Annotated in this window: 18 protein-coding genes; all 18 read left to right on the forward strand. The window is 33.2% G+C overall.

Annotation, left to right across the window (positions count from 1 at the left end):
• On the forward strand, positions 1-798 hold a 798-nt coding region (locus tag Q0E71_RS03585), incomplete at its 5' end, for a CoA ester lyase (RefSeq protein ID WP_294796092.1).
• Positions 785-2,248 (forward strand): citrate lyase subunit alpha, encoded by a 1,464-nt coding sequence (citF, locus tag Q0E71_RS03590; protein ID WP_294796094.1) that lies wholly within the window; start codon positions 785-787, stop codon positions 2,246-2,248. The genes Q0E71_RS03585 and citF, both read left to right, overlap by 14 nt.
• 1 nt (position 2,249) lies before the next feature.
• Positions 2,250-2,726 (forward strand): PTS glucose transporter subunit IIA, encoded by a 477-nt coding sequence (locus tag Q0E71_RS03595; RefSeq protein ID WP_294796096.1) that lies wholly within the window; start codon positions 2,250-2,252, stop codon positions 2,724-2,726.
• Positions 2,727-2,842: 116 nt separating this feature from the next.
• Positions 2,843-3,943: a CapA family protein gene (locus Q0E71_RS03600; RefSeq protein ID WP_294796098.1), complete on the forward strand. Its 1,101-nt coding sequence runs from the start codon at positions 2,843-2,845 to the stop codon at positions 3,941-3,943.
• A 265-nt stretch (positions 3,944-4,208) separates the two neighbouring features.
• A complete protein-coding gene (rpsB, locus tag Q0E71_RS03605; RefSeq protein WP_294796100.1) occupies positions 4,209-4,955 on the forward strand; it encodes a 30S ribosomal protein S2 in 747 nt (248 codons plus the stop codon).
• Positions 4,956-4,964: 9 nt separating this feature from the next.
• A complete protein-coding gene (tsf, locus tag Q0E71_RS03610; protein ID WP_294796102.1) occupies positions 4,965-5,612 on the forward strand; it encodes a translation elongation factor Ts in 648 nt (215 codons plus the stop codon).
• A 3-nt stretch (positions 5,613-5,615) separates the two neighbouring features.
• Positions 5,616-6,323 carry a UMP kinase gene (gene pyrH, locus Q0E71_RS03615; protein ID WP_294796104.1) on the forward strand — a complete coding sequence of 236 codons (708 nt, stop codon included), beginning with the start codon at positions 5,616-5,618 and terminating at the stop codon, positions 6,321-6,323.
• A gap of 1 nt (position 6,324) precedes the next feature.
• Positions 6,325-6,882 carry a ribosome recycling factor gene (frr, locus tag Q0E71_RS03620; RefSeq protein ID WP_294796106.1) on the forward strand — a complete coding sequence of 186 codons (558 nt, stop codon included), beginning with the start codon at positions 6,325-6,327 and terminating at the stop codon, positions 6,880-6,882.
• A 48-nt stretch (positions 6,883-6,930) separates the two neighbouring features.
• Positions 6,931-7,608: an isoprenyl transferase gene (locus tag Q0E71_RS03625; protein WP_294796108.1), complete on the forward strand. Its 678-nt coding sequence runs from the start codon at positions 6,931-6,933 to the stop codon at positions 7,606-7,608.
• Positions 7,608-8,372 carry a phosphatidate cytidylyltransferase gene (locus tag Q0E71_RS03630; protein WP_294796110.1) on the forward strand — a complete coding sequence of 255 codons (765 nt, stop codon included), beginning with the start codon at positions 7,608-7,610 and terminating at the stop codon, positions 8,370-8,372. The genes Q0E71_RS03625 and Q0E71_RS03630 overlap by 1 nt, the downstream gene beginning before the upstream one ends.
• Before the next feature lie 14 nt (positions 8,373-8,386).
• Positions 8,387-9,406, forward strand: a complete 1,020-nt coding sequence (rseP, locus tag Q0E71_RS03635) for an RIP metalloprotease RseP (RefSeq protein ID WP_294796112.1) — start codon at positions 8,387-8,389, stop codon at positions 9,404-9,406.
• Complete coding sequence (gene ispG, locus Q0E71_RS03640; RefSeq protein WP_294796126.1) at positions 9,406-10,455, forward strand: flavodoxin-dependent (E)-4-hydroxy-3-methylbut-2-enyl-diphosphate synthase; 1,050 nt, start codon at positions 9,406-9,408, stop codon at positions 10,453-10,455. Before rseP ends, ispG begins: the two co-directional genes overlap by 1 nt.
• Before the next feature lie 4 nt (positions 10,456-10,459).
• Positions 10,460-14,713, forward strand: coding sequence for a PolC-type DNA polymerase III (locus tag Q0E71_RS03645; RefSeq protein WP_294796114.1), 4,254 nt, complete (start codon positions 10,460-10,462; stop codon positions 14,711-14,713).
• A gap of 831 nt (positions 14,714-15,544) precedes the next feature.
• Positions 15,545-16,000, forward strand: coding sequence for a hypothetical protein (locus Q0E71_RS03650; protein WP_294796116.1), 456 nt, complete (start codon positions 15,545-15,547; stop codon positions 15,998-16,000).
• Position 16,001: 1 nt separating this feature from the next.
• Positions 16,002-16,784 carry a TlyA family RNA methyltransferase gene (locus tag Q0E71_RS03655; RefSeq protein ID WP_294796118.1) on the forward strand — a complete coding sequence of 261 codons (783 nt, stop codon included), beginning with the start codon at positions 16,002-16,004 and terminating at the stop codon, positions 16,782-16,784.
• Positions 16,785-16,788: 4 nt separating this feature from the next.
• Positions 16,789-18,456, forward strand: coding sequence for a DNA repair protein RecN (recN, locus tag Q0E71_RS03660; protein ID WP_294796120.1), 1,668 nt, complete (start codon positions 16,789-16,791; stop codon positions 18,454-18,456).
• Between the two features lies 1 nt (position 18,457).
• Entirely contained in the window at positions 18,458-19,012 is a 555-nt protein-coding gene (locus Q0E71_RS03665; protein ID WP_294796122.1) for an NUDIX hydrolase, read from the forward strand.
• On the forward strand, positions 18,999-19,798 hold an 800-nt coding region (locus tag Q0E71_RS03670; protein ID WP_294796124.1), incomplete at its 3' end, for a thymidine phosphorylase. The genes Q0E71_RS03665 and Q0E71_RS03670, both read left to right, overlap by 14 nt.

Here is a 19,798-nt window from a genome sequence, read left to right on the forward strand (position 1 = left end):
GCAGACGCTATAATTATAGACTTAGAAGATGCGGTATCATTACCAGAAAAGGATGCGGCAAGAGAACTTGTTAAAGAATATCTAAAAACATTTAAGTCAGAAGAAAAAGGCGGATCAGATATATATGTAAGAGTTAATCCTCTTGATACTGATTACTTCTACAAAGACTTAGATGCGCTAAAAGGTCTAAACTTCGATGGCATCATGCTTGCAAAAGCATCTCAAGAATCTGTAGAGGCTCTTTCTAAGTACTTAGATGAAAACAATCAAAAATACGATATATTCTGCTTAATTGAAACATCTCAAGGCGTTGAAGACGCAAGAAATATACTTGCTAAATCAAAAAGAGTAAAAGGCGTTTTACTAGGCGCAGAAGACTTAACACTTGATTTAGGCGCAAAGAGAACTAAAGAATCAGATGAAATTAAATACTCAAGAATGAGAATCGTTTCATGTGCAAAATCTCTTGGACTTCAAGCTATAGATACACCTTGGACAGATACAGACGATATCGAAGGCTTAGTCATGGATACAAAGAAAGCTAAGGCTATGGGTATGACTGGTAAAGCTTTAATATCTCCAAGACATGTCGATCATGTCAATGAAATTTTCTCTCCAAGCAAGGAAGATATTGACCATGCAATAAGAGTAATGGAAGCTCTTAAAGATGCTAAAGAAAAAGGCCTAGGTGCATTCTCACTTGATGGTAAGATGGTTGATAGACCAATTATCTTAAGAGCTATAAACACATTAAAGATGTCTGGCAATTATAAGGAGGAATATGATGAGCTTTTATAATGATGATATTAAATTATTAGATAAAAAAGATTATCCTAAGAAAGAAGCAAAGCCTAGCAAAGTTTATGAAAGCATAAAAGATTTATTTGATAAGCTTGATTTGAAGAACGGCATAACAGTTTCATCACACCATCATTTGAGAAATGGTGATGCTGTTTTAAATATGATGATGCTTGAACTTCAAAGAAGAGGCATAAAAGACATAACACTTGTAGCTTCATCACTATTCCCAGTTCATAAAGAACTAATACCATTACTTGAAGATGGCACTATAACAAATATAATCACTTCATATATATCAGGCGATTTAGCAAAAGCTATTTCAAAAGGCAAATTAAAAGGCAAAATACTAATGCAATCACATGGCGGAAGAGCTAGAAGCATAATAGATAAAGATGTTGTTATTGACTACGCTTTTATCGCAGCACCATCATGCGACCCTATGGGAAACATCTCTGGTGTTAATGGCGAAGCATCTTGCGGCTCAATGGGCTATGCTATAGCAGACGCTATTTACGCTAAAAAGAAAATAGCTATAACAGACACTATAGTTGACTATCCTAACTATCCAAGTGACATTACTGAAGACTACGTTGATTATATCTTAAAGGTAGATAGCATAGGCGATAAGAATGGTATTGTATCAGGTACAACTAAAGTTACTAAGGACCCAGTTGGACTTAAGATTGCTAAAGATACATTAAAAGTAATGAAGGCATCAGGTCTACTTAAAGATGGCTTTAGTTACCAAAGTGGCGCAGGTGGAATTTCGCTTGCAGTTACCGACTTCTTAAGAGATTACATGATTAAAGAAAATATCAAGGGTTCATTTGCAAGCGGAGGAATTACTGGCTATTTAACAGATATGCTTGAAGAAGGCTTATTCACTTCATTATATGATGTACAATGTTTTGACTTAAAAGCAATCGAATCTATTAAGAAGAATGCTAATCATTTAAGAATGAGCGGCTCTGAATATGGCAACCCAGAAGTATCAGCAGTAGTTGATAACCTTGACGTAGTTATCCTAGGCGCAACTGAAATTGACCTTGACTTTAACGTTAACGTTATAACAGGAGCAGACGGTATGCTAATGGGCGGCTCAGGCGGTCACCAAGATACAGCTGCTGGAGCAAAGATGTCAATTATCGTTTCAAAACTATTCTCATCAAGATTACCAGTTATTAAAAACAGAGTAGACGTAATCGCTACACCTGGAACAACTATAGACGTGCTGGTAACTGAAAGAGGTATCGCAGTTAACCCATTAAGACAAGATTTAATTGAAAAATTCAAAGCAAGTGGCCTAAACGTTATGACAATCCAAGAGCTAAAGGCAATTGCAGATAACTTTATGGGTGAACCTAATGACATCAAGAAAAAAGATAGAATTATTGGCTACAGTGAATATAGAGATGGATCTATATTAGACGCAATTTACGAGGTGTAATATGGGACTATTCTCAAAGAAAAAAGAACTTGATCTATATGCTCCAATCACAGGCAAGCTTATAGACATAACAGGGGTTAAAGACCAAGTCTTTTCACAAAAGATACTTGGCGATGGAATTGCCATAGAGCCAAAAGAAGGCGTTTTATATGCACCATGCGATTGTGAAGTAGTTCAATTATTTCATACGCTTCACGCAATAGGCTTAAAGGCAAAAGATGTTGAACTACTTGTTCACATCGGTATGGACACAGTTGAGCTCAATGGCGAAGGCTTCAAAGGCTTTGTTAATGAAGGCGACCATGTTAAGAAAGGCCAAAAGCTTATCGAGTTTGACATAGACTATATCAAGTCAAAAGGCAAAGAGGCTACTACACCTATAGTCATCACTAATATGGATGCAGTCAAATCACTTAATAAGAGCGAAGCAAAAGACATCGTTGCTAATCAAGAGATAGCTCTTAAAATTAATCTTTAATAATAATTATTACTAGGAGGTATGTATATGCATACCTCTTTTTAATTCTTGTAGCTAAACTTGCAAATTTTCTTCTTATATAATATAATCATTATAATAATAAAAAGGGTGATTGAATGAATAAAAAATTTAAAGCTGCTATAGTATTGACATTACTTTTATCTATGCTATTGTGTAATAGTGCATTCGCTGAAGATGCGGAAGATGAAGAAGATGTGGTAGTAAGCGATGAAAATTTGATTCTAGTAGACGAGAAGATAACTATATCACTAGCAGGCGATGTTTCATATTCAACTTATGTAAAGAATAAAGTTAATCAATTTGGCGTGACTTATCCAATGGAGAACGTTAGGGAAATATTCCAAAATGATGATATTAGCTTTATAAATTTGGAAACTGCTATTACTGATCGTAAGAAGCCAGCAAATATAAAAAAGGAATATAATTTCGCGTCAAATTCTAATACAGCTGCGGAGCTAGCCAATTCATCTATAGAGATAGCAAATCTTGCCAATAATCATGCGCTTGACTATGGTCAAGAAGGTTTCATAGATACAATGAATTTACTTGACGCTGCTGGCGTACAATACATTGGTGGTGGCAGAAAGCTTGATGAGGCAATATCTGCAAAAATAATTGAAGTTAAAAATAAAAAGATAGGTTTTATAGCCTTCAATGCAGTTGTACCTAGCAGAACATGGCTTGCTACAGATAAAAGAGCTGGCCAAGTAAGCATGTATCCATATGAAGTCGATAAAAGACTTGCATATATAAAAGAAGTCAAATCACAAGTTGACTATCTAATTCTATCGATACATTGGCAAGGCTTGAGCGATGCTAAGAAAGAAAAGGATTATATCAATGCAGCTCATAAACTAATAGATGCGGGAGTTGATGTTATCGTTGGCACTCATCCGCACTTAATGCAAGCAACTGAGTATTATAACGATGGTATCATTTTTTACAGCTTAGGCAACTTTATCTTTCCAAATATGGGAGGCAGGGCAGATAAGGCCGCTATAGTACAGCTTGAGATAGATCGAAGTGCTGAGGAAGAAATCAAAGTTAAGTACATTCCGACTAAGATGCTTGGCAATAGACCTGTCTTATTAAAAGATCAAGAGAGATTAAATGAGCTGTACTATATGAACGCTGTTAACAAAAAGTTCAATTCATACGTGCAAGCGAATGGATATATGATTAAAATAGAAAAATAATATTTGATTAGTAACGATTGGATGCAAGGCTATATATTAGTTCTGCATCCATTTTTATTAATTCTATTAGCATAAGAAAAACATATTCAATAAGATGAAGATAAAAATAATTTTATAAATAGAAAATGCTTGTATTTTATCAACTTATATGTTATAATTGATTAGTAAAAATATGCACACTTCACGATGTACGCCTCAGGTGCTAAACATTAGTTAAGGCGGCAGGTGAATGAAGTGTAAAGAAAAAACTTGGAGGTAGAAAGACATGGCAGTAATTGCAATGAAAGACTTATTAGAAGCAGGTGTTCACTTCGGACACCAAACTAGAAGATGGAACCCTAAGATGGCTAGATTCATTTTCACAGAAAGAAACGGAATCTATATCATCGACCTACAAAAAACAGTTGATCAAGTTGAAGAAGCTTACAAATTGGTTAAAGATGTTGTTGAAGAAGGCGGAAAGGTTCTATTCGTAGGAACTAAGAAACAAGCTCAAGAAGCTATCGAATCAGAAGCTAAAAGATGTGAAATGTACTACGTTAACCAAAGATGGTTAGGTGGTATGCTTACTAACTACAACACAATTAAGGGTAGAATCAAAAAACTTGAAGAATACAATAAGATGGAAGAAGATGGTTCTTTAAGCGTTTTACCTAAGAAAGAAGTTGCTACAATCAGAGCAGAAAAAGAAAAATTATCTAAGTACCTTGATGGTATTAAAGAAATGGGTGGAATGCCACAATTAATCTTTGTTGTAGACCCTAAGAAAGAAAAGATAGCTATAAACGAAGCAAGAATACTTGGTATACCTGTTATTGGTTTAGTTGATACTAACTGCGATCCAGATGAAGTAGATATCGCTATACCTGGAAACGATGACGCTATCAGAGCGGTTAAGTTAATAACTGAAACTTTAGCTAACGCTGTTATCGAAGGAAAACAAGGTAAACAAGAACGTTCTGAAGAAAAAACAGAAGAAAAAGAAGAAGAAATAAATAACGAAGAAAACTAGGAGGTAAATATGGCTATAAGTGCACAATTAATTAAGGAATTAAGAGAAAAAACTGGCGCAGGCATGATGGACTGCAAAAAGGTTTTAGTTGAAACTGATGGTGACATCGATAAGGCTATAGATCTTTTAAGAGAAAAAGGACTAGCATCAGCTGAAAAGAAAGCTTCTAGAATTGCATCTGAAGGCTTAGTTGCTTCTTATATTCACTCAGGAAGAATCGGTGTTTTAGTTGAAGTTAACTCAGAAACTGACTTCGTTGCTAAGACAGATGAATTCAAAGATTTTGTTAAAGATATAGCTATGCAAGTAGCTGCATCAAACCCTGAATACCTATGCGAAGAAGATGTTCCTCAAGAAGCTATTGATAAAGAAAAAGAAGTTCTTATACAACAAGCTATAAACGAAGGAAAACCTCAAAACATCGCTGAAAAGATGGTTGAAGGTAGAATGCATAAATTCTATGAAAGAGTATGCTTATTAGATCAACCATTCATCAAGGACCCAGGCATAACTGTAAATGATCTATTAAAAGATAAAATCGCTAAGATTGGTGAAAACATCAAGATTAGACGTTTCGTTAGATACGAAGTTGGCGAAGGCTTAGAAAAGAGAGAAGAAGATTTTGCTGCTGAAGTAGCAAAGCAAATGGGCAACTAATATATGGCTTATAAGAGGATCGTCTTAAAATTAAGTGGTGAAGCTTTAGCTGGTAGCGAAAAGACTGGTATCGATAACGAAGTTATTAAGTCAATCGCTAAAAGAGTAAAGACTATAACAGAAATGGGTGTTGAAGTAGGTATAGTTGTTGGCGGAGGTAACTTCTGGAGAGGAAGAGATTCGCTTAATATACAAAGAGCAACATCAGATTATATGGGCATGCTAGGCACTGTTATGAATGCACTTGCACTACAAGATGCTTTAGAAAAGATGGATGTACTTACAAGAGTACAAACTTCAATCGAAATGAGAGCTGTAGCTGAACCATATATAAGAAGAAGAGCAATTAGACAACTTGAAAAGAAGATGGTTGTTATATTTGCTGCAGGAACTGGTAATCCTTACTTTTCAACAGATACAACTGCCGCGCTTAGAGCTGCTGAAATCAATGCGGAGGCTATACTATTAGCCAAGAAGGGTGTAGACGGTATCTATGACAGCGATCCAAAGATAAATAAAGATGCGAAAAAGTTTGATAAATTATCTTATCTTGATATACTTAGCAAAAATTTAAAGATAATGGATGCAACAGCAACATCTTTATGTATGGATAACAATATACCGCTAGTAGTATTCGGTATAGATGACCCTGATAATATAGTCAGAGTTGTTGAAGGTGAAAGGATAGGAACTATTGTAAAGGAGGATTAATATGCCTGATAGATTTAGTCAAGAATATGAACCAAAGATGAATAAAACAATAGAAGTTTTTAAAGAAGATCTTAACTCAGTAAGGGCTGGTAGAGCTAACCCAGCACTACTTGATAAAATTATGGTTAGCTATTATGGTGTAATGACTCCACTGCAACAACTTGCAAACGTTTCAGCACCTGAAGCAAGACTACTAGTTATTCAACCATATGATGCATCAACAATACCAGAAATAGAAAAAGAAATTCAAAAATCAGACATTGGTATAACACCGTCAAACGATGGCAAGCTTATTCGTTTACCATTCCCTCAATTGACTGAGGATAGACGTAAAGAACTAGGTAAGATAGTTTCTAAAAAAGGCGAAGACACTAAGATTATTATAAGAAATCTTAGAAGAGACCTTATGGATACTATTAAGAAGGCTGAAAAAGATGGAGATATCAGTGAAGACGATAGAAAGACTTTTGAAGACGATGCTCAAAAATTAACTGATAAATACACTGATAAGATTGATGAGATTATAAAAGATAAACAAGCAGAATTAATGGAAGTGTAAAATATTAACCCCCCTCTTTATAGGGGGGTTATTTACAAGGAGATAGTTATGATTCCAAATCATGTAGCAATAATTATGGATGGCAATGGTAGATGGGCAAAGAAAAGAAATATGCCCAGAACTTATGGTCACAAAGAAGGTATGAATAGAGTTATAGAGAATGTAAGGTACGCCTCAGATACAGGCATAAAATATCTTACTCTATATGCGTTTTCTAAAGAAAACTGGAAGAGACCAAAAGAAGAAGTGTCATTTTTAATGAAGCTTATAATTATATACATTAACAGCCAAGTCGATGAATTAGATAAAAACAATGTTAAGATCGTCGTATCTGGTGATTTAGATGAAATATATCCGGACTCAAAAGCTGTTATAGATGGAGCGATTGAAAGAACATCAAAAAATACTGGACTTGTTCTTAATATCTGCTTAAACTATGGCTCAAGAGATGAAATAATTAGGGCTATTAATCTTGCTAAAAAAGATAATAAAGAGATTAAATCTTATGAAGATTTAAAGGATTACTTCTACAATCCATCTATACCAGACCCAGATTTCATAATCAGAACTAGCGGGGAAGAGAGACTATCAAACTTTTTACTTATGCAATCTGCATACAGTGAACTTTACTTTACTCAAAAACTATGGCCAGACTTTCATAAAGAAGATTTTAGAGAAGCCCTAGATAACTTTTCGGGTAGACAGAGAAGATATGGAGGAATATAATGAAGAGTTTTTTTAAAAGACTAGCTACATCAGTAGTAGTTTTATTGCTGCTTATATTAATAATTTATGATATGAACCATATCTATAGATTTGGTATGTTCTTATGCGCCTCTATAGCTTCATATGAAGTTTTACATATGATGGCAGATACAAGAAAGACTTTAGTTTATGCTCTTGCTATCTTTTTAAATCTTATAGTGTATACAAATACATATACAAATACATTTCCAAATGAATACATATTTATGATGATGAGTATAATATTCTCAATAATAAGTGTTGTGGACGAAAAGTTTTCATCAAGAAGTTTTGTAAGTTTGATATTTACAACATATTTTATAATATTTCCGTTCTCAATCTTCTACAAGTTCATTGATAGAGATAAGCTTATACTAATATTTTTAATCGCCATATCAAGCGATGTATTTGCTTATGTTTTTGGTTCGCTTTTTGGAAAGCATAAACTTATCGAAAGGATAAGTCCAAATAAAACTATAGAAGGTTCTGTATGCTCATACATCATAACTGTAGCAATCACATATTTTTATACAAAATACTTTAACCTAAATTTAAATCCATATTATTATATAGGTTTAATTTTAGCGCCTGTTGTTGCGCAATTTGGAGATTTAATATTTTCAAAGCTTAAAAGATATTATAATATTAAAGATTACGGTTACATATTTCCAGGACATGGAGGCATTATGGATAGATTTGACAGCGTTTTACTTGTATGTCCATTCGTACTAATATGGTTTTTTTAAGGAGCAATTTATAGATGAGTATAATAGTAGCAATTTTAGTATTTTTAGTTTTAGTAACAATTCATGAATTTGGTCACTTTATTGTGGCTAAGTGGGCTGGTATCAAGGTAAATGAATTTGCCGTTGGCATGGGTCCAGCTATATTTAAAAAGCAAAAAGGAGAGACTCTGTATTCACTTAGAGCATTCCCGCTTGGCGGCTACTGCGCTATGGAAGGCGAAGACGAGGATAGCTCTGACGAAAGAAGTTTTGACAATGCAAAAGCATATAAGAGACTTGTAGTTATACTAGCTGGTGCTTTTATGAATATAGTATTAGCTATATTAGCTTTTTTAATTGTTAATATGAATAGTGGCTACACTGATTTAAGAATTGATAAAATCGAAGCAGATTCGCCTGCATACATAGCCGGTATACAAGAAAATGACGAGATAATTTCATATAATGGTAAAAAGCCACTACTATTCTTAGAGTTAAGAAATATGATTATTAATTCAAATAATGAAAGTGATACTCTTAGAGTAAAAAGAGATGGCGAAATCATAGACATAGAAGTTAAACCTGAACTAGCTACAATTGAAGATGAGGGTCAAGTTATTGAGTACAAAAAGCTTGGCATCATGCCTAAAGTAAGTTATGATTTTTTAGGCTCGCTTAAAGAGAGTATAAATACCTGTAGATACGCTTACAGATCTATGTTTGAATTTTTAGGAAGAGCATTTAAAGGTAAAGTAAAAAAGAACGAAGTGTCAGGACCAGTTGTTATCATTAAGACCATATCGAGCGCAGCTAAAGTCGGATTTAGCTCTGTAATGTTCTTACTTGGCTTAATAAGTATCAACCTTGCCTTCTTTAATCTATTGCCATTCCCAGCTTTAGATGGAGGAAAGGCTGTCTTTATTCTATTTGAAATGATTACTAGCATCAAGCCAAATAAAAAAGTGGAATACATTGTGAACATAGTTGGCTTTTCACTACTAATGCTTTTATTTGTATTTGTAACATATAATGATATCAAAGGATTGATTAAATGATAAATAGAAAGAAAACTAAAAAAATATTTGTTGGCGGCGTTGCCATAGGTGGCGATGCGCCTATAACAATACAATCAATGACTAATACAGATACTAAAGATGTTGAAGCGACTGTCAAACAAGTTATTGAGATGGAAAGTCATGGACTAGATATAATAAGGATGGCTGTCAATGACGAAGAAGACGCTAAGGCTATAAAAGAAATAAAGAAAAAAATTCATGTGCCTGTCATTGCCGATATACAATTTGATTATAAGCTTGCTCTAATGGCGGCAAGAGAAGGCTACGATTGCATAAGAATTAATCCAGGCAATCTTAATTCAGAAGATGAACTTAGAGAAATAGTCGAAATATGTAAAAATAAGAATCTACCTATAAGGGTTGGGGCAAACTCCGGATCTATTTCTAAAAAAATACTAGATAAATACAAGGGCGTTAATGAAAACTCTTTAGTTTATGGAGCTCTTGAACAAGTTGAGATGCTTAATAAACTTGATTTTCACAATATAAAAGTATCTATCAAGTCATCAGATGTAAATACATGCATCGATGCAAATAGATTATTTTCAAGTCTATGTGACTATCCATTGCACTTAGGCTTAACTGAAGCGGGATCACCATCCGTTGGCATAGTTAAATCATCTATAGCTATAGGAACACTTCTTAAAGACGGTATAGGCGACACTATACGCGTATCGCTAACATCTGATCCATTAGAAGAAGTAATAGCCGCTAAGAAGATTCTGAGCGCTTTAGGAATACGTAGGGACTCAGTAAACCTTGTTTCTTGTCCTACATGTGCTAGAACTAAGATAAATATCATACCTATAGTCGAAGAGCTTGAGCCACTACTAGCAAATATTAAAAAAGATATAACAGTAGCTGTTATGGGTTGCCCAGTTAATGGACCAGGTGAAGCTAAAAACGCTGATATAGGTATCAGCATGAGTAAAGAATTTGCTTACCTATTTAAAAAGGGTAAAGTTATAAAAAAACTTGATAGAAATGAAGTAGTAGAAGAACTCTTAAAAGAAATCGAAAGAATGTGAACTAATGATAAAATTATTTAAACCTGAAGAACTGAATATTAATATAGACTTTCTTTCAAATGAAGATAAGATATTTTTTGAAAGCCCTGTGCTTAAAGATAAAACACTTAAAATAACTTATTATTATAATTTGAAAGATCAAAGTCTAAGCCAAAAAGTAGACGAATTAATTAAGTCTACTTTTTTAAAATTCTCTTTATCAGATGTAAATATTAATGCAATAGCATATACAAAATGCAATGAATATTTTGACTCGATAAGAAATGAGTTTACTGATATTGATGATAATTCATTTAACTGTGAAGAGCTTGATGATCTATATACATTTACTCTTGATAATCAGCTTTTGCTTGATAGTTTCAATGCAAATCCATATTTAGAGTTGATGAGATCCTTATGCTCAAGCTTTGAAAATAAAGTTATAAAAACTAAATGCAAAGAGATTATTATAAATAAGGAAGAATTTATTGATCAATTAAAGAGCAATGCTGAACAAATAAGTGAAAACTTTAAAATTGTTAAAGAAGAAAAGAAAAAGAGCGAGCCAAGCGCTGAAGCGAGTGGAAAGAAATCATTTTTCAGAAAGAAAAAAGAAATTGATAAGAAGAAATGCATTAAAATAAAAGATATTAGCTCGGATATGGACTTTATTACTATACAAGGGGAAGTTTTTGAATATGAATTTGTTGATAGGGATGACTATGCTTTACTTAAGTTTGCCGTTGATGATGGTGAAGAAGCTATAAGAGTTAGTAAATTCATTAGAAAGAATAAAGAAGGTCAATATGACTACGACTACGATATAGAAGATGGCGTTAAGCTATACCTTTGTGGTAATGTTAATCTATTCCAAAATATAATGAGCATAAAGATATATAGCTATGAAATTATTAATGAAGAAAAATCAGATGAAGCAGAAGAAGATATTAAGAGAGTTGAAATTGGTATTCACACAAAAATGACAAGCCAAGAAGGCTTCATATCAGCAAAAGAATACTTTAAAGAAGCTAAAAAGAGAGGCTATGAGTCCATTGGTTTTATGGATAAATATGTTGTACAAAGCTATCCAGAAATCATGGATGCAGCTATAGAAACAGGTATTAAACCTCTATATGGTGTTGAAGCTAATCTATTTGACGATACAAAATCACTAGTTAATAATTACAAAGGTGATAATAAAAACACCTTTGTTGTTTTTGACGTGGAAACAACTGGATTTTCAGCCATTGACGATAGAATTATTGAAATGGGTGCGGTGAAGATACAAGATGGTAAGGTCATAGATAATTTCTCTGAGTTTACTGATCCAGGCTTTCACATACCATATAGAATAACTGAGTTAACAACAATTGATGATGCGACTGTAGCAGGCTGTCCATCTTTTGATGAGCTGCTAGAAAAGTTTATGGACTTTTGTAAGGACTCAGTCCTTGTCGCTCACAACGCCGAGTTTGATATTTCATTTATCAAGAGCTCAATGCGCAGAAAAGGCATAAAATTTGATTTTGAATACATTGATACGCTTGAATTATCGAGATACTTACTACCAGATTTAAAAAAGCATAAACTTGACACATTAACATCTTTATTCAACATAACTCTAGAAAATCATCACAGAGCCATTGATGATGCTACTGCAACCGGCTTTGTCTTCTTAAAGCTCATTGATTTATTAAAAGAACAAGACTGTAATGATCTAGAAGCTTTGTCGAAAATAAAGTCAAATAACTATTACAATGTTTATAAAATATCAATATTTGCTACAAATCTAGTGGGCTTAAAAAATCTATATAGACTTATTTCACTATCGCATATCGATAATTATAATAGGCAACCAATAGTATATAAGAGTCAAATAGATGCTAACAGAGAAGGGCTTTTAATCGGAAGCGGCACTTATAATGGCCCTACATATAATGCTTGTATTAGATGTGAAGAAAACGATAAATTAAAAGAGATGATGAAGTATTATGACTTTATCGAACTTCAGCCAATAGATCAATATCTATACTTGATTGAAGATGAAAGTCTTCATGAAATGGACTCTATCAAAAATATTAACAGAAGAATATATGATAATGCAAAAGAACTTGATATACCTGTCCTTGCTAATGGTGATGTATACTATATAGATCAAAGCGACAGTGTATATAGATCTGTTTTAGTTTTTAATAGAAAAAACTTTGTAGGAAGCAGAAAAGAGTGTAATAATACCGATCATTATTTTAAAACTACTAAAGAACTTTTAAAGAATTTTCCATATTTAAGCGAAGAAGAGGCTAAGGAAATTGTTATTGATAATACTCTTGCTTTTGCCGAAAATTTTGAAAATTTCAGACCTATTCCTAAGGATACATTCCCGCCATTTATAGAAAATTCTGATAAAGACTTAAGGGACTGCTGCTATAATAAAGCTACGAGCATATATGGAGATCCTCTTCCAGAGATTGTCAAGAAAAGACTTGATAAAGAGCTTGATTCAATAATTGGCAACGGTTATGCCGTTTTATACATCATAGCAAGAAAACTTATTTTGCAGTCAAATGCTGATGGCTACGTAGTCGGCTCAAGAGGCTCTGTTGGTTCATCATTTGCGGCAACAATGAGTGATATAACCGAAGTAAATCCACTTATACCTCATTATGTGTGTCCAAATTGTAAACACAGCGAATTTGTTGATGATCCGAAATATGACTCCGGCTTTGACCTTCCTCGTAAAAACTGTCCTGTATGCTCACACGAGATGAATAGGGATGGACAAAAGATACCATTCGAGGTTTTCCTTGGCTTTCATGGTGATAAAGAGCCCGATATAGACTTAAACTTTGCTGGCGACTATCAACTAACTGCTCATAAAAATACTGAAAAAATATTCGGAGAAAACTTTGTGTTTAGAGCAGGTACTATAGGTACACTAGCCGATAAGACAGCTGCTGCTTGTATATTAGACTATCTTGAAAAGAAAAATAAAAGTATATCATATCTACATGCAATGTTCTTAAGCAAAAGAATAAAAGGTTCAAAGAGAACTACTGGCCAACACGCTGGTGGGGTAATGGTAGTGCCTAAAAATAAGAGCATACTAGACTTTACTCCTGTACAAAAACCTGCTGACGATATGAGAACTGATATAATAACTACACATTTTGATTATCATTCAATAAGCGGTAAGATACTTAAACTTGACCTGCTTGGCCATGATGTTCCAAACATAATCAAAAATCTTGAAGACTTAACTAATACCAAGATCGAAGATATACCATTTGACGACGAAAAAGTATTATCACTCTTCTCATCAACAGAGGCCTTAGGTATTAATAACGATGATTTAAAGTTTGGAGTTGGCACTATAGCCATACCTGAATTTGGTACAAACTTTGTTAGAGGCATGCTTAAAGATACCAAGCCAAAAACATTCTCAGACTTAGTAAGAATAAGTGGTCTTTCGCACGGCACAAACGTGTGGAACAGTAACGCTGAAAAGCTTGTAAATGAGATGAACGTACCGATGTCTGAAGTTATTTCTACAAGAGACGACATCATGAACCAATTAATTGACGCAGGCATGGATAAATCCACCGCATTTAAAATTATGGAGTTCGTTAGAAAAGGAAAACCATTAATACAAAAGAAAATAGTTGACAATGAAACTATAATTATAAATTATGAAGATGAGATTAAAAAGTACCCACTTCCTGAGTGGTATCTTGACAGCTGTCATAAGATATCTTATCTATTCCCAAAGGCGCACGCAGCGGCTTATGTAATGATGAGCTATAGACTTGCTTGGTATAAAGTATATTACCCACAAGCGTTTTATGCAACATACTTTACACAAAAGATAAATGACTTTGATTACGACGCTCTTGTTCATAGACTTGAAAATTTAGACGCCTTAGTAAGAGAGATTAGCCAAAACCCTCATCCAAAGAAAAAAGATGAGGACCTATTGTCGCTTGCTGAAGTAGTTAAAGAGATGGAGCTAAGAAATATAAAGATATCACCAATTGATCTAGATAGATCACTAGCTACAAAGTTTACTGTTATCGATGGGGAAATCATTCCGCCATTTACAGTTATAGCTGGACTTGGCAAAGACCCTGCTAATAACATTATAAGGGAGAGAGAGCTTAAGGAGTTTAATTCCATAGAGGACTTCCAAAAGAGGACTCAAGTAAATGCTACGGTAATTGCATATTTAAAATCAATTAACTTTTTTAAAGACATGCATGATACCAATCAGATAAGCTTATTTTAATTGACAAAATACATCTATTATAGTATAATTATCATAGTGGTGTAGTATTCTAGTCAGTATTTTATATCATGAAGGCGGGGCTAAAAATCCGCCAAAGAGCGTATCGATGAAGTTCTTGATTTGTGCTTGTGACGCCCAGTCATGGGCATTCTTTGAGAGTAAGGCAGATGGGGCGATCTACAACGGCATGTAGGCGTTGACCCTGCTGTCGCGGAGGCGTAAGATTTATCTTATGTAGACCTATTTTTTTAAATAGTGTAGCTTGCCTTGAGTGATTTAGTGCGGATGATAAGGCCTTTTTATTGAACTTGTGGCCAAAGATCAATAAGAAAAGTTATCGAAACCTAAATTGCAAAAGAGGCTAAGGATATAAAATACTGTTTGGGAAAACTTCTAGACTAAATCGTAAGATGACTAAAAAGGGATTACAGTGCGGACTAAGTGGCAATCCAGTATTATATTTGGCGACAATATAATTACTAAATTAATGGGAAACCGCTATGATTGGTGACATATAGCCTTAGTAAGGGAAAACCAACTGGACCTAAGCCGTAATATTTACTTTTTTAGTTTCCACTAAGCTGATAGATTACTATCAGCTTTTTTTGTTGTATATAAGCTTTGTTTATGGTATAATAACAATGTAATTGCAATTAATTATAAGAGGTGTAGAAAATTTCAAATTCTAAGAAAAAGTATAAAGACAAAAGCGTAGATAAATTAAATAAAGACAAAAAACATAAAGCTGGTAAAAGCGATTTAAAATGGACGCTATCCATTACCATCTTTACTTTTGCTATGTCCATAATACTATCTTCAATAATTGATATATTGTTAGAAGATGTCGGGATATTAGTTGGAGTTATACTTCTATTAATAGTAATAATGATTGGTATATTGTTTGATATCATTGGTGTTAGCGTAACTACAGCAGAAGAGAAACTATTTCATGCTATGGCATCAAATAATATTGAAGAAGGTAAAATCGCCATAGGATTAATTAAAAACGCCGATAAAGTATCAAGTTTTTGCAATGATGTAATCGGAGATATGGCGGGCATTATCTCAGGTGCTTTAGGTGCAACACTTTTAACAAAGATAGCTATGCATTTTGATAATGTTAATGTTGCTATCTTAGGAACTTTAATAACTGCATCTGTTGCTGCTGCAACTGTTGGAGGCAAATCATTAGGCAAGTCTGTAGCAATGTTAAAGTATCGAGATGTTATTTTTGCACTATCAAAAATTATTTTAAAATTTAAAAAAATATTTAAGAAGAATAAATAGCATGAGATTAGATAAATATTTAAGTGAATTTAAAAATATTGATAGCAGAACAAAGGCTAAGAAATTAATTTTAGCTGGCTTTGTTTTTGTTAATGGAAAAGCTTTACTAGATCCTAGCTATGATATCAAAGAAGATGATGAGATAGATATAGACTCAGATAACGACATAACAAGATATGTATCTAGGGGTGCTCTAAAGCTAATTAAAGCTATAGAAGCTTTTAAGCTCGATATTCGTGACAAGACATGTATTGATATAGGCGCGTCAACAGGAGGCTTCACAGACGTTTTAGTGAAGCGTGGAGCACGTTTGGTCTATGCACTTGACGTTGGAAAAGATCAACTTCATCCATCATTAAAGAATAATGAAAAAGTTATTTCATATGAATCTTTTGATGCTAGAGACATTACTAAGGAAACTTTTAATGAAAACTTTGACATAGCGACATCCGATCTGAGTTTTATTTCACTAACATTATTAACGGATGCTTTTAATATACTTGTGAAAGAGGATACAATGCTAATAGTTTTAATAAAACCTCAGTTTGAGTCAGGCAAGATAAAGAGAAAAAATGGCATATTTAATGATGCTAAATTACATATAAACGCAATAAATAATGTGATTCTATCTTTTAGGGAGAAAGGCATATATTTAAATGACATATGCAAGTCTCCTATAGAGGGAGGAGAAGGCAATATTGAGTATCTCGCTCTATTTACAAGATATGATAATCACAACAATATTGATATAAAAAGATTGGTTAAAGAATCTTTAAGTAGGTGAAGAAATGCTTAGTAAATTATATATAAAAGATTTTGCTATAATTGATTCATTAAATCTTGATTTTAACTATGGATTCTCTGCTATTTCAGGTGAAACAGGTAGTGGTAAGTCTATCATAGTAGATGCCTTAGCTGTAGTTTTAGGGGCAAAGGCTAGTAAAAACCATATAAGAGATGGCTTTGATTCGTCAAGTATAGAAGCTCATATTGATATAGACAATAAAAAATTGGGCAAAGTAAACTCCATTTTAAACGCTAAACTAAAGAGTCCACTTATTTTAAAGAGAATTATATATAGAGATAAGCCTAGTGAAAACTATATTAATGGTATAAGCGTAAGTCTAAAGGATTTAAGTGAAATAAGCGCTTTAAGCATTAATATATTGGGACAGAAAGAGCAATTCACACTGCTTGATAGAAATGAACATATATATATACTTGATTATTTTGGTGATGAAACATATAAAGCCTTGCTCAAAGAAATAAATGAATTATATTTAAAGATAGAAAAAAGCAATAAGCGTTTAAAAGAGCTTCCTAAGGATCAAAAAGATATCGATAATCAAATAGATTTTATAGAATTTCAAAAGAATGAAATAGATGAAGCTGAAATTTTAGATGGAGAAGATGAAGACTTAGAGACTGAGATAAAAAGACTTAACTCGAGTGAAGACATCAAAAAGACTGCCTATAGCATTAATCAAATGCTTAGAGATAGTGATAATTACAGTGTTGATTCAATCTTATCCGACGCTAGTAATTTAGTTGATGATTTAAAAGAGTATTCAAAAGACGCTGAGGCTTGGTATGAAAAACTTATGGACTATCAAGAGCTTATTAAGGATATAAATGAAGAGATAAAATATTTTTCAGACTCTATTGACTATGATCAAGAGCGGTTATATGAATTAAGCAAGAGGCTCGACGAGATAAATAAAATAAAGTATAAATATGGCAATAGTATTGCTGAGATAAACGCATATAGAGAAGACTTAAATAATAAGTTAAATGAAATAAAAAATATTGAACAAGAAAAAGCAGCTTTAGAAAAGTCACTCATTGAAGATAAAAAAGCTTATGATGAAAAAGCGGATGAATTAAGTCTAAAAAGAAAGGCTCTTGCTAAAACAATCGCAAAAATGCTTGAAGATGAGTTAAGAACATTAAATATGAGTAATATTCAAGTTGAGATTTCAGTCGAAACAAAGAAGGCCATGAAAGATTATGGTTATGATGATGTAGAAATTTTGATGAGTGCAAATAAAGGTCAATCAGTTAAACCTATAAGCGAAATCATCTCTGGTGGTGAAATGTCAAGACTAATGCTAGCAATTAAAAATTTAGGTGCTGATTTTGATAATATTGACACAATCATCTTTGACGAGATAGACGCAGGGCTTAGCGGCTACACTGCTAGCTGCCTTGCAAATAAGCTTAAAGAATTAGCAGAAAAATATCAAATAATATCAATATCACACTTACCACAGATATTAGCTAAAGCAGAGGAACACTACCTTGTAGAAAAAGCTAGCGACAGCGAAGCAACTATAAGCCACGTTAAAAAGCTAGATTACGACGGAAGAGTAATAGAGTTAGCAAGGCTACTAAGCTCTGGTAAGATAAGTGATATAGCAATAAAAAATGCAAAAGAATTATTAAAAAGTGAGGACTAGAATGGAAAATATCGAAGTAGAAAAAACATTAAAAAGCGAAAAAATTTATCAAGGTAAAATATTAAGTTTACGTATTGATACTATTGAAATGCCTAATAAAAAGTATTCAAAGAGAGAGATAGTAGAGCATAAGCCTGCTGTTGTCATCATTGCAATAAAGGGCACAAAACTTTTAATGGTTAGACAATTTAGAAAAGCTGTAGAAAAAACTTTATTAGAAGTGCCAGCTGGCTTAGTTGAGGTACAAGAAACTCCAGTACAAGCTGCAAGTAGAGAGCTTGAAGAAGAAACAGGATACTTATGTGAAAATCCAAAATACATTATGGAGTTCTACACATCACCAGGCTATTCTGACGAAAAGATAGATTTATTTTTAGCTGAAGACTTAGTTAAGACAGAACAAAATCTTGATGACGGCGAATTTATAGAAGTAGAAGAAATCGAAATTGAAGAGCTTAGAAAGAAAGTATTGTATGGCGAAGTTCAAAACGCAAGCTCAATCATAGCAATTAATTATGCATACGATTATATAAAGAGTAAAAATGAACATAATTAACATCATTGAGAAAAAGAGAGATAAAAAATTATTAAATAAAAATGAAATTGACTTCTTTATAAGAGGCATATTGGACGAATCTATTGCTGATTATCAAACATCAAGTCTACTTATGGCAATATTTTTAAATGGACTTAACGACGAAGAAACTTATTATTTAACAAAAGCAATAATTGATAACGGTGAATATATCAATTTTGATGGAGTAAACTCGACAATCCTTGATAAACACTCAACTGGTGGAGTAGGTGACAAGATAAGCTTAATACTTGGGCCAATACTTGCTTCTATGGGATATAAATTTTTAAAGATGAGCGGCAGAAGTCTTGGCTTTACAGGCGGAACTCTTGATAAATTAGAATCAATTCCTGGATTTAAAGTTGATCAAAGTGATGAGTGGATAGAAAAAACTGCTAATGACTTAGGTTTTTTCATAGTTAGTCAATCAGAAAATATTGCAAAGGCAGATAGAATTTTATATGCACTAAGAGATGTTTGCGCAAGTGTCGACTCAATTCCGCTTATAGCCTCATCTATACTTAGTAAAAAATTCAGCTTTAGAAATGATTCCTTACTTATTGATGTTAAGTGTGGTACGGGAGCCTTTATGGAAAGTTTTGATAAGGCAAAAGAGCTTTGTGACGCTATGCTTAATATATCCAAAGCATTCAATAGAAAAACTACTTGTATAATAAGCTCAATGAACAAAGCTCTTGGCAAGAGAGTTGGTAATAATCTAGAGAGTATAGAAGTAGTCGACTTTTTAAAAGGTAATTATAAAGCTTA

Origin of the sequence: uncultured Fenollaria sp. (genome assembly GCF_934202865.1) — a bacterium.
GTDB lineage: Bacteria > Bacillota > Clostridia > Tissierellales > Peptoniphilaceae > Fenollaria.

Coding starts and splice junctions, on each gene's coding strand:
- citF (WP_294796094.1), top strand. CDS start 785: ATGAGCTTTTATAATGATGATATTAAATTATTAGATAAAAAAGATTAT.
- Q0E71_RS03595 (WP_294796096.1), top strand. CDS start 2,250: ATGGGACTATTCTCAAAGAAAAAAGAACTTGATCTATATGCTCCAATC.
- Q0E71_RS03600 (WP_294796098.1), top strand. CDS start 2,843: ATGAATAAAAAATTTAAAGCTGCTATAGTATTGACATTACTTTTATCT.
- rpsB (WP_294796100.1), top strand. CDS start 4,209: ATGGCAGTAATTGCAATGAAAGACTTATTAGAAGCAGGTGTTCACTTC.
- tsf (WP_294796102.1), top strand. CDS start 4,965: ATGGCTATAAGTGCACAATTAATTAAGGAATTAAGAGAAAAAACTGGC.
- pyrH (WP_294796104.1), top strand. CDS start 5,616: ATGGCTTATAAGAGGATCGTCTTAAAATTAAGTGGTGAAGCTTTAGCT.
- frr (WP_294796106.1), top strand. CDS start 6,325: ATGCCTGATAGATTTAGTCAAGAATATGAACCAAAGATGAATAAAACA.
- Q0E71_RS03625 (WP_294796108.1), top strand. CDS start 6,931: ATGATTCCAAATCATGTAGCAATAATTATGGATGGCAATGGTAGATGG.
- Q0E71_RS03630 (WP_294796110.1), top strand. CDS start 7,608: ATGAAGAGTTTTTTTAAAAGACTAGCTACATCAGTAGTAGTTTTATTG.
- rseP (WP_294796112.1), top strand. CDS start 8,387: ATGAGTATAATAGTAGCAATTTTAGTATTTTTAGTTTTAGTAACAATT.
- Q0E71_RS03645 (WP_294796114.1), top strand. CDS start 10,460: ATGATAAAATTATTTAAACCTGAAGAACTGAATATTAATATAGACTTT.
- Q0E71_RS03655 (WP_294796118.1), top strand. CDS start 16,002: ATGAGATTAGATAAATATTTAAGTGAATTTAAAAATATTGATAGCAGA.
- recN (WP_294796120.1), top strand. CDS start 16,789: ATGCTTAGTAAATTATATATAAAAGATTTTGCTATAATTGATTCATTA.
- Q0E71_RS03665 (WP_294796122.1), top strand. CDS start 18,458: ATGGAAAATATCGAAGTAGAAAAAACATTAAAAAGCGAAAAAATTTAT.